The sequence below is a fragment of the Sphingobacterium sp. R2 genome (assembly GCF_040760075.1).
In the GTDB taxonomy this organism is placed as follows: domain Bacteria; phylum Bacteroidota; class Bacteroidia; order Sphingobacteriales; family Sphingobacteriaceae; genus Sphingobacterium.
This window is the reverse complement of sequence record NZ_CP142884.1, coordinates 2,838,961-2,853,350: the sequence shown is the minus strand read 5'-3', so window position 1 is coordinate 2,853,350 and position 14,390 is coordinate 2,838,961. Positions and strand designations below refer to the sequence as shown.

9 protein-coding genes are annotated in these 14,390 nt (G+C 38.4%); 4 read left to right on the top strand and 5 right to left on the bottom strand.

The features are described from left to right. Positions 1–30: 30 nt before the first annotated feature. Entirely contained in the window at positions 31–1,893 is a 1,863-nt protein-coding gene (locus VXM68_RS11795; RefSeq protein ID WP_293953551.1) for a DEAD/DEAH box helicase, read from the top strand. A gap of 180 nt (positions 1,894–2,073) precedes the next feature. Beyond that, positions 2,074–3,837: a long-chain fatty acid--CoA ligase gene (locus VXM68_RS11790; RefSeq protein ID WP_294186748.1), complete on the top strand. Its 1,764-nt coding sequence runs from the start codon at positions 2,074–2,076 to the stop codon at positions 3,835–3,837. A gap of 60 nt (positions 3,838–3,897) precedes the next feature. On the opposite strand, the gene rlmB is transcribed toward VXM68_RS11790, so the two are convergent. After that, positions 3,898–4,686: a 23S rRNA (guanosine(2251)-2'-O)-methyltransferase RlmB gene (gene rlmB, locus VXM68_RS11785; protein ID WP_294186751.1), complete on the bottom strand. Its 789-nt coding sequence runs from the start codon at positions 4,684–4,686 to the stop codon at positions 3,898–3,900. A 77-nt stretch (positions 4,687–4,763) separates the two neighbouring features. Next, on the bottom strand, positions 4,764–6,614 hold the full coding sequence (locus tag VXM68_RS11780) for a DNA polymerase III subunit gamma/tau (protein ID WP_367208839.1): 1,851 nt from the start codon (positions 6,612–6,614) through the stop codon (positions 4,764–4,766). Positions 6,615–6,716: 102 nt separating this feature from the next. On the opposite strand from VXM68_RS11780, the gene VXM68_RS11775 reads away from it, so the two are divergent. Both VXM68_RS11775 and VXM68_RS11770 read left to right on the top strand, forming a co-directional pair. Continuing rightward, positions 6,717–7,412 (top strand): hypothetical protein, encoded by a 696-nt coding sequence (locus VXM68_RS11775; protein ID WP_367208838.1) that lies wholly within the window; start codon positions 6,717–6,719, stop codon positions 7,410–7,412. 380 nt (positions 7,413–7,792) lie between these two features. Further along, positions 7,793–8,992 (top strand): hypothetical protein, encoded by a 1,200-nt coding sequence (locus VXM68_RS11770; RefSeq protein WP_367208837.1) that lies wholly within the window; start codon positions 7,793–7,795, stop codon positions 8,990–8,992. A 110-nt stretch (positions 8,993–9,102) separates the two neighbouring features. Here the strand turns inward: VXM68_RS11770 and VXM68_RS11765 are convergent, their stop codons facing one another. From VXM68_RS11765 to VXM68_RS11755, 3 genes are all read right to left on the bottom strand, one after another. Beyond that, positions 9,103–9,540, bottom strand: coding sequence for a hypothetical protein (locus VXM68_RS11765; protein WP_294350839.1), 438 nt, complete (start codon positions 9,538–9,540; stop codon positions 9,103–9,105). A 102-nt stretch (positions 9,541–9,642) separates the two neighbouring features. Next, on the bottom strand, positions 9,643–11,106 hold the full coding sequence (locus VXM68_RS11760; protein WP_294350841.1) for a hypothetical protein: 1,464 nt from the start codon (positions 11,104–11,106) through the stop codon (positions 9,643–9,645). Between the two features lie 84 nt (positions 11,107–11,190). Beyond that, the gene (locus tag VXM68_RS11755) at positions 11,191–13,995 is read right to left on the bottom strand and encodes a TonB-dependent receptor (protein ID WP_367208836.1); all 2,805 of its coding nucleotides are present in this window, start codon (positions 13,993–13,995) and stop codon (positions 11,191–11,193) included. Positions 13,996–14,390: the final 395 nt, after the last annotated feature.

Genomic DNA, 14,390 nt, shown 5'->3' with positions numbered 1-14,390 from the left:
GGCAATAGTGCCTATTGTATATAATATTTCATGAACCCATTTTTAGAACTGGGAATCCGTGAGGAAGTTGTTAATGCCATCTCAGAATTAGGTTTCGAAAAACCTTCTGAAATTCAGGAAAAAGCCATTCCTGTTTTATTGACTGGTAACGACGATTTTGTCGGATTAGCCCAAACTGGCACAGGAAAGACCGCGGCATTTGGTCTTCCATTATTAGAGCAATTAGACTTTTCTCAAAAACACCCTCAGGCATTAATCCTTTGCCCTACTCGGGAATTATGTTTACAAATCTCAAAAGATTTAGAAAAATTTGCTAAATACGTTAACAACGTACATGTTGTTGCTGTATATGGAGGTGCAAATATCTCAGACCAGCTGCGTCAAATTAGACGTGGAGTGCAAATTGTAGTAGCGACCCCAGGTCGTATGTTGGATATCATTGGCAGAAATGCGATTGATTTCTCAAATGTAAAATATGTTGTATTGGATGAAGCGGATGAGATGCTCAATATGGGCTTCAAAGAAGACATCAACAACATTTTGTCAGAAACTCCTGACGAGAAAAAAACTTGGTTATTTTCGGCAACGATGCCTTCTGAAGTGCGTCGTATCGCAAAGAATTATATGACCGACCCTGTTGAGCTTACTGTAGGTACAAAAAATACAGGTAATGCCAACATTGAACACCATTACTATTTGATCAAAGCAAAAGATAAATATGCGGCGTTCAAACGTATTGTAGACTCAAATCCTGATATCTTTGGTATCGTATTTTGTCGTACAAAAATCGAGACGCAAGATATTGCTGAAGCGTTGATCAAAGATGGATACAATGCAGATTCATTGCATGGTGATTTATCCCAACAACAACGTGATAAAGTAATGAAACGTTACCGTGACCGTAGTTTACAATTGTTGATCGCAACAGACGTAGCTGCTCGTGGTATTGATGTAAGTGATGTAACTCACGTTATCAACTTCTCTTTACCTGATGAAACAGAAAACTATACACACCGTTCAGGCCGTACAGCCCGTGCAGGTAAAACTGGTATTTCACTTTCTTTGGTAAACGTAAAAGAACTAAGCAAAATCCGTCATCTTGAAAAGATCATTGGTAAGCCTTTTGAGAAAAAGCAAGTCCCTCAAGGTGCTGAAGTTTGCGAAAAACAATTATTTTCGATCGTTAAAAAGATTGAAAATGTTGAAGTGAACGATGAACAAATCAGCCCATTCTTGCCAGCAATTATGGAAAATTTGGAATCTCTTTCCAAAGAAGATATCATCAAAAGATTTGCTTCTCTTGAGTTCAACCGTTTCTTGGATTATTACAAAAACGCCCCAGATTTAAATATCGAAGCGCGCGACGGTTCTCGTGAAGACCGCGGTGATAGACGTGATGGTCGCTCTCGTGAAGGTTCAAAAGGTTACACACGTTTATTCATGAACTTAGGCTCAGTAGATGAATTCTCTCGTGGAGACATGTTGGGCTTTATCTGTAACAATGCGAACATTTCAGGAAAATCTATTGGTAAAATTGATTTGAAGGGTGTATTTACATTCTTTGAAGTTCAAGATGCTGAGGTCGAGAAAGTATTCCAAGGATTCCAGAACGTAGATTACAACGGTCGTCAAGTACGTATTGAAGTATCTGGTGAAGGAAAAAGTGAAGGCCGTGGCGGAAGAAGCCGTGGCGGTGATCGCGGTGGAAGACGTGAAGGTGGATATCGTGGCGGTGATCGCGGTGGAAGACGAGAAGGTGGTTATGGTGGCGGCGAGCGCAGCGGAAGACGTGAAGGAGGATTCAGTGGCGAGAGGCGTGAGCGTAGCGGCAACAATGGCGGAGGCTTCCGTGATTTCTCTGGAAAACGCAAAGAATCAAAAAGTAAATACTAAGTAAACAGTATTTAAAATAAGAGTTTAGAGACTCTGGTATAAAAGCACATAGCTTGATATACCAGAGTCTTTTTTTTATACCACCTTCTCCGCTAACATACCCATTAATCCACGTATTGAATACGGATGTGTCTATAAAAAAACGTAAATTAGCTGTATTATAAGAACTGGATTTTCACTATGCCAACAGCAACGAGATTATTTGATTTAGCTTATCTACAATATGATATTGCACCAGACTTTCCGATGTTTTCATTTAAAAAAGATAACAAATGGGTAACACTGAGCAATGCTGAATTTATTGAGCAAGTTAACAAGACGTCAAAAGGTCTGATCGCACTCGGTGTACAAGCGGGAGAGAAAGTGGCTTTAATTAGTGAAAACCGTGTCGAATGGAATATACTTGACTTTGCTATCCAACAAATTGGCGCTGTTGTTGTCGCGATTTACCCCAATATTTCGACGTTAGATTATACCTACATTTTCAATCATGCCGAAATTAAAAACTGCATTGTCAGTTCAAAAGAACTCTATACAAAGATATTAACGATAAAAGACGATTGTCCTCAATTAAGTGCGATCTATAGCTTCGAAAAAGAAGATGATCTCAACCATTGGAAGGATTTCGTTGCAAGCGGGGAGATGATTACAGATGAAACGCTCAACCAGCTTCGTGATGGTATCAAACCCGATGCTCTGGCCTCCATCATTTACACCTCAGGCACAACAGGAAACCCAAAAGGTGTTATGCTGTCTCATAAAAATTTATTAGCAGATACATGCAGTAGCGAATATTCCTTTCCTGTTCAACGCGGTGACCGGGCGCTTTCCTTTCTTCCAGTCTGCCATGCCTATGAGCGCGTGTTCCAATACGTGTATATGTACAAAGGCTTGACCATCTTCTTTGCTCAATCTATGGATACAATAGGCGAAGACTTTAAATCTGTAAAGCCACATATTTTCTCTGCTGTTCCTCGCGTTTTGGAGAAAGTTTATGAAAAGATAATGGCAACGGGAGAACAGCTAACAGGGATTAAGCGAAAACTATTCTTCTGGTCCATAAACCTCGGCGAAAAATACACACTCGAGGGGCGATCATGGTGGTATGATCTTCAATTGAAAATTGCCCGTAAATTAGTTTTTTCGAAATGGCGTAAGGCTTTCGGTGGTGATATCAAGGGAATTGCTTCTGGAAGCGCTGCACTACAGCAAAGGCTAATTCGTCTATATATGGCTGCAGGAATTCCGATTTACGAAGGTTATGGTCTTACTGAAGCTGGACCATGTATCGCCGTAAACTGTTATAGAAGGGGTATGAAAATTGGGACAGTTGGCTTGCCATTAATTCATATCGAAATTAAGCTTGCGCCCGATGGAGAAATATTGACGAAAGGAGACAATAATATGATCGGTTATTATAAAAATCCAGAGGCAACAGCAGAAGCAATTAAAGATGGTTGGTTATACACAGGAGACATTGGCGAATGGGTAGATGGCAAATTCCTTAAAATCATAGATCGAAAGAAAGAGATGTTCAAGACATCGGGAGGAAAATATATTGTTCCTCAGCAGATTGAATCTAGGCTGGTAGAATCTCCATTTATCGAACAGGCAATGGTACTTGGAGAAGGCCGTAAGTTCCCCGCAGCTTTGATTTTTTCCAACTATGCAAATCTATTGGAATGGTCGAAAACAGCATTTCCGACCCTGTCAAATCTTTCTAGACGGGATTTTCTAAATAGCCCGGAACTGAAGCAGAAAATCGAGTCGGAACTAAACCGTATCAATAAAAATTTTGGAAACTGGGAACAGATCAAAAAATTCGCCATTATCCCCAATGAAATGACGATTGAGACCGGTGAATTGACCCCTACTTTAAAGATGAAAAGAAAAGTTATCCTACAAAAATACGAACGAGAGATCGAGCAAATTTATCAAATCTAGCTTACAAAAAAATCCTTTGTTAAAATACAAAGGATTTTTTATTATCAATAAAGTATGGTGCTACTTTTTAACAATCCGTTGGCGAATTGCTTCGTAGATCACAACAGCAGCAGAAACTGATACATTTAATGAACTGATTTCACCATACATTGGAATCTTGGCGAGATTGTCCGCAATTCGGATTAAGTCATTGGATACGCCGATATCCTCCGCCCCCATAATCACACAGGTTGGCGCCGTATAATCGACATCGTATATACTCGTCGTTGTCTTCTCTGTACTAGCGACTAACTGTACCCCCGAATCAATCAAAAATTTACCTACTTTTGAAAGGCTATCGTGGCGGCAAACAGGGATTTTATATAGTGCGCCCGCAGATGTTTTAATCGCGTCAGGATTAACTTCAGCAGACCCTTTTTTGGGAACAATGATCGCATGAACACCGGAACATTCAGCTGTCCGTGCGATAGCACCTAAATTACGAACGTCTGTTACTCCATCCAACATCAAAAGTAAAGGTGTTTCACCCTCTTCATAAATCTGCGGTAGAAGATCTTCAATATCATGATAGGTGATTGGTGAAATGACAGCGATCACACCTTGGTGGTTTTTACGCGTTATCCGATTTAACTTCTCGATCGGCACTTGTTGAAAAGCGATATTATGCTCTTTTAACAAAGCTTTTAATTCTAGAATCAAACTACCACTCAAACCACGTTGTATAAACAATGACTCGATCTCTTTACCGCTATCGATTGCTTCCATAACAGCACGGATACCGAATACCATCTGGTTTACTTCACGTCTTTCGCCGTGGTCGCGATCACGTCTCTGAAAATTTCCTTGCATAATAAAAACTAAATATTCTGCTCTTCATAGAAGAGATTGCAAATGTACAAAAATAAACAACAATGAAGGTCTCCGAATTAGCTTAGACCCAAGTTAAACTCCTTCCGCAACGTATCTAATAGTGGGTTTTTATTGACCATGGCTTGATACTTCTCTTGTGAGGTATAGGGTTTGCGCGAAATAGTATGCTCCATCATCACCCCCTTTAGATCCAACGAAAAATTCTGGAGCTTCACACGCAGATAATTCAGCACATCGACCTTTGCACTTTGCAACACATCCATCTGAACGCCATTTTCGACATCAATTTCGATCAATACACCATTAAGTCGGGGTTGCATGGCCGTCATCATGGTGTACATGTTGATCTTGTTTTCTGCTTTAAGCTGTTCAGCATAACTGTTCCAAACCGCAATAAATTGACCGTATGAAACATCGCGTTGTTCACTACCACGTATCAATTCTGGCTCATCCCCTTCTTTGGCAACCGTATTATTATCGTATATGGTATTCAAATTCGGCAAAGATGGAATGATTGCCGAAGCGGAAGCCCCCCACCCTCCTTTTTTCACTTTGGGAGGGACATTAGAAACAGGATCCTTTTTCGGTTCGGCCTTTGCGTCCGAAGCCTGATAATTTACAGGGGTAGCTTGTGGAGGTGGCGGCGCAACCTGTTTTTCAATAACAGGAACATTGCTTGATGAAATTATCGTTGGTGTAACGACAGCCGAAGCCCCTTGTTTTGGCTGTGCTGCTATTGGCTCAGGAAGTTTTTTTTTTACTTCCTCGCTGGCCGAAGACATCTGGACGGATCCAAGCTGGCTCAATTTGATCGCATGAGCTATATGGCAGGTCTTGAGAAGTGAAAGTTCGACCTGTAAACGTTGATTTTTACTCGTCTTATAGTTAATTTCACATTGATTGGAAATATTCAATGCTGATAACAAAAATCCCGGAGAAGCCTTTTGAGCTTGCTGCATATATTTTTGACGAATACTGTCACTAACTTCTAGCAATTTTAAAGTTGACGGTTCTTTGGCAACGAGCAAGTTTCTGAAATGCGATGACAGACCTGCAACGAAATGACTGCCATCAAATCCGTGGTTCAAAATTTCATTGAAAAGCAGTAAGGATTGTGCTGCGTCTTCGGTTAAAATAGCATCTGTTAACTTGAAATAATAGTCGTAATCTAAAATATTTAGATTATCAATGACAGCTTGGTAGGTGACATTTTTATTGGAGAAGCTGACGATCTGATCAAACATCGACAGCGCATCTCGAAGCCCACCGTCTGCCTTTTGTGCAATGATATGCAATCCATCCTGATCATAAGCGATACTTTCCCGATCTGCGATACTAGCCAAATGTTTAGCCATATCTTCCACTTTGATTCGGTTAAAATCGAAAATCTGACAACGCGAAAGTATCGTCGGTAAAATCTTATGTTTCTCTGTCGTTGCCAGAATAAATATTGCATAAGAAGGCGGTTCCTCGAGGGTCTTCAAAAATGCATTGAAAGCCGCCTGAGACAACATATGGACCTCATCTATGATATAGATTTTATATTTTCCTGCCTGTGGAGGTATCCGCACTTGCTCAATAAGATTACGGATATCATCGACCGAGTTATTCGATGCTGCATCCAGTTCATGAATACTAAATGAATTACCGTTTTGGAAAGATTTACAGCTGTCGCATTCGCCACATGGCTCAGTACCCTCTAAGATATTTTCACAATTTATTGTTTTAGCTAAAATGCGTGCACAGGTAGTTTTACCCACACCACGAGGACCACAAAACAAAAATGCCTGCGCCAACTGGTTGTTGTGTATCGCATTCTTTAAGGTACCCGTAATGTGTTGCTGACCTACAACCGAATCAAAGGTAATCGGGCGGTATTTACGTGCAGAAACAATAAAATTATCCATTGCACGAAGATACGAATTTTAATACTATTTTTCCACGTCACATTCCTTTGAGACTGTAGCAGATTGATTGAGGCTTTCGTTAAGTTTAAAAAAAACCAATTTATGAAGCATTTAAAACACCTATTCTACGCTTTTTTATGTAGTACACTTCTCTTTGTAGGCTGTAAAAAAGAAGACAGCTACGACGAACTCACAAGTCTAGCAGCAGATAAAATCCAACAAGCGGTTAAACTAACCGAAAATATTTCCTGCAGTGATTTAAAGGAATGCCGAGTTGACACGCTTTATTACACATATGTACCCGTACACCCGAGCTTTGAACAAGCCTATAATAAGTTAATTACCGAAGCTGCAGCGCTCAGAGAAAGGGCACAGAAAGTATATAAAGGACCTATTGTTTACGACACCAGTGTTTCGCCCAACTATCTTCCTCCTCATTTTGGAATACGGTGCATCGCCGGCAAACTGAAAGTCGCCTCAGCTAGAGATTTGGAACTATCAGAGATCAACCAACGACTGGCAGATCTGCTCCCCAAGCTACAGACCTTTTTTGATGACATTCCCTGCAACGACCCCAGTAAATGGCACATTGCCCCCTTTCGTAAAGACTGCGAGTTTATTTCCATATTGTATACCGACAAAGAGAACTTTGCTGAGTTTGGGAATATGGCAGAACAATATAACCATTTGGACAATGCCAAAAGAACGCTGGATAAAAGCTTAAATTGCAGTACGACAAATGACAAACCAGCTAAGGGTGTAATTTGTGAAAATAATAAACCTAAAGTTACCTACTAATCGCGTAATTTATCGAAAAGCTGAGTCTTTAAACTATAGCTTCTTCGCCCTTCCTTCGCTCTTCGTTCGCCCTTTGTTCGCCGTGCGTCCACTCTCGCTCCACTGATCCCCCACTCTTTCCCCACTATTTATGTGGGCCCGAGGTGGAGAATCAGTGGGCAGGCAGTGGGGGAACTCCGAAGATGGTACGAATCAGTCCCGAAAAACTAGCGAACAAAGTCTCCCTAACATGCACTGGCAAACGATTATGTCTTACACTGAAATAAGTTTACATTTACTATCAATTTGCGGTAGGCTAAAAATATTTTCTACAATTTTTTCGAAAAGCAATTACAATTTGTTAAATTTATATTACACTAATGTTATCAAATTGTTAAGAATTGAGATCAAGAAAAATATATTGGATGTTATTCACCATCATCGTATGGTTGACCTGCGCTTCACAACAGCTGTGGGCGCAACATCATGATTTCGATTTTTATGACGGAAAGGTATCCATTGATGTTCCGACTTCCTTTAACATTCCATTCAAAGACAGCTTGACGATAGCGCATGTACAAAAATTCTATCAAACAGCGGATCAGACAGATTATATACAACTTGTAAACAGTTTGCTTGAATACAAAGACGAGCACCATTTGAATGATTGGGTATACTATCAATTGATTCGCCGTACAGCACAACAGATTGCTCCGAAAGCTGAAAATTATACACGCTACACGTTGTACAAATGGTTTTTAATGTGTAAATCTGGATATGACGCCCGCTTGGCTGTTGGTAATAACCAAATCATATTTTTTATTCAGAACAAAGAAGATATTTCTGATATTCCATTTTTTGAAATTGACGGCAAGAAATATACCTGTCTAAATTTCCATGACTACGGAAAATTGTTTCAACGAGCTGACAACTACATTCCAGTCAACATAAAGATTCCGGAAGCTATCGAAGATTTCAGTTATAAGATCACAAAATTGCCTGATTTCGTGCCGGCAAACTATAAGGAAAAACAGATCGAGTTCAATTATGGCCATAAAGCCTACCATTTTAACATCAAGTTGAATGACGATATCAATGATCTTTTTAAAAACTATCCTGGTGTGGATTTTGAAACTTATTTCAATATTCCGTTAAGCAAAGAAACCTATCAATCACTTATTCCAGCGCTTAAGGATAATCTAAGTGGAAAGAGCCAACAGCAAGGAGTGGATTATTTAATGCGGTTTACCCGGTATGCCTTTTTGTATGAGAATGATGAGGAAAATTTTGGCGCTGAAAAACGCCTTTCGGCAGAACAAACCCTATTAAATAAATACAGTGATTGTGATGATCGTGTAGCCTTATTTTTTTATCTGGTGAAGGAAATCTACAATCTACCCATGATTACCCTGCTCTATCCCACTCATGTGACTATGGCCGTTCAATTTGAACACCCTATTGGTGACGCTATTTTGTACAATGGAAAATATTATTCGGTCTGTGAGCCTACACCACAAGCGCAAACACTCGATATAGGTCAACTGTCTGAGGAGCTTAAAAATCAGTCTTATCAGATTGTTTATCATTATGAACCCAGGTAATATTACTTTTTTAAATCGCAGTTCGAGATATTGGCTTTATAGTATATGTTTTAGCTAAAATCAATATTTTGCTGAAAAATAAATAATTCTTGACAGCGCTTTTGCGCTTTCTATAACTTACTTATAAAATCAAGCACATCAGCATATTTACCATCCGTCCGGTTTACGGCTATTGTCACGGTGTTTTCCACGCTTCCAGATCTTACTGTGATTACATAATCCATCCCGTCAACACAACGTGCACACTCTTGGATTTTAGCTTCCAATAAGTTGTAAGTTTCGACATATGACGACAGCTTTCTAAAAGTTTCTTCACTGGTTCTGTAGCTTTTATCCCTTGCCGTTTGAGGACTTCCATTAGTCCCTGCAGGATACTTTACCGCTGTCTTATTTTGATCTACACTGATATTTACAAACTCACCCCAGCCAGAAATTCCTTTTATTTCGACTTTCAGCCCTGTAGTTTCTGAATCCGTTTTATTTTCAGATTTCTTACAGCCCAAAAGGAGTAAAATACCCATTAAAATCAAATAGACCGTATTTTTCATAATTTAAGATTTATTTTATTTCTCTTTATAACGAATTAACGCATACATATGCTACAAAAAAATCCTGCTCAAGGCAGGATTTTTCTATTTGTTATTTTGAAACTAATTTTGTGTTACTCTCCCTGGAGTTGTGTAGTTTAATGACTGGGGATCATAATGAGCCCAACCTTTTGTCCAATCTTCTGTACCAAAAGCCCCTTTATAAGCCACCTTCTCAAAGAAACTTCCCGACACCTTAGCATTCGTGAATGCAGCGCCTGTTGCAGCATCAGAGCCTGTCGATAACGTGAAATCTGGAGTTGCTGGAGTTGAAGAAAAATCTTTTCCAAAATTATAAGGAGCTTTAAATAATGCTGGTGCAAATTTTGTATTATCAAATACATTATTCGCACGCAGTAATGTATTGACTGCTGCTAAATTTGTGGTTGAACTTACTTTTAAATCTGCATCTTTTGAACCGTACACCAAATTATTTGCAAATACCGCTGATCCAGTTAAGAAGTTATTCGAAGTTGTATTCGCTGTAACAACTTTTGTATCGTCAATGTACAATCCAGCGAATGGAAATCCTGAAATCACTGAATTCAATATGCTCAAAGAAGAATTACGACGAATTTGCGCGCCATGCTGATAATTCCCGATAGCCGATTCACCCGCTTTTTTTATAGGGCCTAAAATCGTTACGTTTGAAAAAACAGCAGAGGTTTTTGGAGTCTGGTCTGTACCTGTTGCATTGTTATCAGACTCAAATCCATTAGATCCCGATTGATCCGCTTGCGTGGTTGCTCGCTGCGCAAGAGCAAATTGGACATTTCCAGAATATCCAAAATCTGTATCGAAATCATCATCCCAAGTTGCAACTGCTAATAAGTGTTTCGCATTTACAGTACCTCCAAACCATTCAAAAGCATCATCTCCGGAACGATAAACCTGGATGTACTCTAATGTGGTGCCATTTCCAACACCTCCCATTGTCAATCCATTGATTTCATTATCGGCAGAATATTCAATTCCGCCAAACTCAATACGTACATATTTTAGCGTACCTGAGTTATCTGCAGCATCAGTTCCGCCATAGTAGATATAATTTTTAGCATCTTTTCCCTTAGGGCCTTCCAATCCACCTTCAATCATTACATCTGTACCTTGGTTCACAGGAGCTTTTCCTAATAGAATTACACCTCCCCAATCACCTCTAGTTCTTGCACCTGCTGGTAGAGCGGAAGTAAATACAATCGGTTTATCAACAGTACCTACCGCATTAATTTTGGAGCCTCTTGTAATCGTTAAAGTTCCCTTTGTTGCTTTATCTCCTTTTATGATTGTACCAGGCTGAATTGTCAATGTAGCTCCATTTGAAACGAAAACAAATCCTTTCAACAAATAAATCTTATCCGAAGTCCAAGTAGTATTGGCTGTAATTTCTCCGGTAACTTCCACAACATCTTTATCTGTTGGATTAGTTGGTGTTTCAGTATCATTACCATCATCTGTAATTTTGGTTTCCTTACAAGCTCCAGCGATTAACAATGCCGCTAATGATAAGAATAATAATCTTTTTTTCATTTTTTAAGTTTTAAAAATCTCAATACAAAAAAATACTTTACTTATGTCTTTAGATTTAAAGAAATATTAAATTTACATTACCAATTAAAAAGTATAATTAAATGATAAGGAATAATTTGCACCAGGTTTGTATTTAAACCAGGTTTCATTGCTGATATTTCGCACTTTATTATCAAAATATACATTGATAGAATTGTTCAGAATATCACTTGCATTTAATTTAAACTCACCTTTATTTTTTAACACTTTATAGCCAACTTGAAAATCCAATACGTTTCGAGGTGCTTCCCAGGCGCTCGCAAAAGTTTGTCCACCAGGTTGAATAATACGTTTACCTATACGGTTATAAAGGATATTAAGATTTAATTTGCTATCTAAAGCTGTATGTTGCAATCCTCCATTAATAACATAGGGCGACTGTCCGACCATTGGTCTCTTTTGTTCCAAATAAGGTTGATCGGTTGGGTTGGTAACTTCGGAATGGACGAACGCAAGATTCAGGTAAGCCGTTGTATTTCTAAAAAATGGTTGATCATTTACAAAATTCAGTTTTTTACGAACTTCCAATTCCGCACCATAAAGATTGGCTTTTGGAACATTTCCAAACCTTATATCAGGAGTAGAAGTAACATCATATCTCCGCGGCTCGATGGCATCTGTAAATTGCTTATAAAATGCTGAAATAGATAAAATTTCGCCAGCAGAAGGATAAATTTCATAACGTAAATCAGCATTGTTAATGGAAGCACGCTTCAAATCAGGGTTACCGGTAATCATTCCGAGCTGTTCGAAATCATAAAACTTAAATGAAGCTAATTCCCTTAGCTCTGGTCTTGCTAATGTACGATAGTAAGATGCTCTGACATTAGATTTTGGCGTAACACTATAGGTGAAGTTTACAGATGGAAGAAAATCCAGCTTCGTGTCGTTAACATCCTCCACCATTTTCATGTTATCTACATTCAAAGCGTCAATCTTAACGTTATAATTTTCAACTCTTAAACCGTAAACTACTCTAAATTTATCATTGAATTTTTGATCCAACATCGCGTATCCAAAAGAAGTTACAGAGCTCGCCTCATATTTATCTCCATTCATCATAATTTCTACATAGCGGAAATAATTATTATTTATATTTTGAGCGGAAAAAATTTGATCAGCAGGAGTCTGTAAAAATTTATTGATATCGTCAACATTGTCAAATGCATTTTCGTTGAATTGGAAACCAATAAATCTAGCATCAAAAGTGCGTTTTCTATAGTTTCCGCCTGCACCCACTTTCAGGGTGGATTGTTCTGTTAAAAAATTTATAGGTAAGATATAACTACCTTCTCCTGAATAAATATTCTCATTTAGTTTGGCAAACAATCTTGTATTTTGTTTACCTATGGTACCAAGGTTTGCTGTAAATGGAACGGAAGGATCATTGGCTGCAGACATTGGTCTAACATAATTAAGCTTAACCTGATTAGGCTGGTCATTCTTGATATTACTCCATGAGGCTGTCCATTTTATTTTATCATTCTTATCACTTAACACATGTTCACCATCAACAGTCGATTTGAATAGAGATTTCTCCAAGATATCATAAGCGGAAAATCTATTGTCAAAATTTGCCCCTAAATCAATACCCGTCCGACTTGTGTAGGTATTGTCATAATTCTTGTTATAGAGATTTTTCCAGGTGATTTTATTTTTACCAAATGTGTATCCGAAATTAGCTAATGCTCCTAAATTATTGGAAAATCTATATTGATTATCCGTAAAGTCATATTGATGCCATTCGCGTCTTACATTTGACAATACATTCTGTGAGTTTCTATAGGTTACAGAAAATAAAGCTCCAAATTTATTATTATTCTCAAATTGTTTCACCTTTCCTAATGAAAACTGATAATTTTGAGAGGGTAATGCTTTTTTATTTTCAATGGAAAGATCATTTGGCAAAGATTTCAGTGCAAGACGATTTTCTTTACCAGAGAGTCCCGCCTTAACTTGCTCTCTCGTATACATATTCGTTGCCAAATTACTTGAACCATCATCGAAACCTAAATAGTTTTGAAAATTCTTCTTGGTTTGTAAGAAGTCCTTGAATGTGGAAGCTGTATTATAGCCGTAACCTAAACCAAAGGATACAAAATTTTGATCCGGAATATCCTTCGTTGTGATTTGCACTGCACCACCGGCAAAATCTGCAGGTAGATCCGGTGTTGCAGTTTTTGAAATTGTAATTTTATCTATCAAATTAGATGGAACAATATCAAATGAAAATGCGCGACGATTGGCTTCCGTACTTGGCAATACCGAACCGTCCATCATGGAAACGTTATAACGGTCGCCTAACCCCCGAACCACAACAAATTTATTATCTTGAATAGTTGCCCCACTAACTCGACGTAATGCTTCAGATGTATTTTTATCGGGCGATCTTCTGATCTGTTCACTTGAAATACCATCAGAAATCAACGCACTATTTTTTTGTTGCGAATATAACGCACCGATAGATTCCTTTTTAAAAGATCCTGTAACCACAACTTGATCTAACACCTGCCCTTCTGAGTTATCAAGAACGATATCTAAATTGGTCAAATCATTCGCTTTAATCTCAACCTCTGTAACTTGCTTTGTCGAGTAACCCACATAAATGTATTCTACAGTATATTTACCTGCCGGTAAAGCCGGAATACTATATTTTCCGGATACATCTGAACTTCCCCCCCTTGACGTACCTAAAATACGAACAGTTACTCCGGTGATTGTTTCGCCAGTTTTACTATTGGTAATAGTTCCCATTAACTTCCCACTACTCTGTGCATAAACTGTTGTTGACGCAGCTACTGCTAGCGTTACGACAGCAGCGATTCTTTTAAGTTGTAATTGTGGTTCCAATTTATTTGCTTTTTGTTTCTGCAAATCTATTAGCAGAATATTAGGTTAACATTAACAACAAATTACCATTACATCAATCCGCTGTTAATTTAATGTTACCTAGCGTTGTTATTTTTCGATTTTCAGTACAAAAGAGCTTTTATAGCGAATTAGCATCCTATTTGAGCCTGTTATAGCGAAATGATATTAATGAAGTGTAAGTAAATTATTAAGCACTTCACTTATTAACACAATTGGTTCTTTTTATCCTTGGCATCGTTGTACAGCCCCTAGCGAGTCCACCTAAAGATCGATGATACAATAGGATAACCAATAGATCAGTAGCCTTTCCATCGAAAATACTAAGCTCGCTAATACGAATTGCTTTTTATATGCAATATAATTGCAATTATATT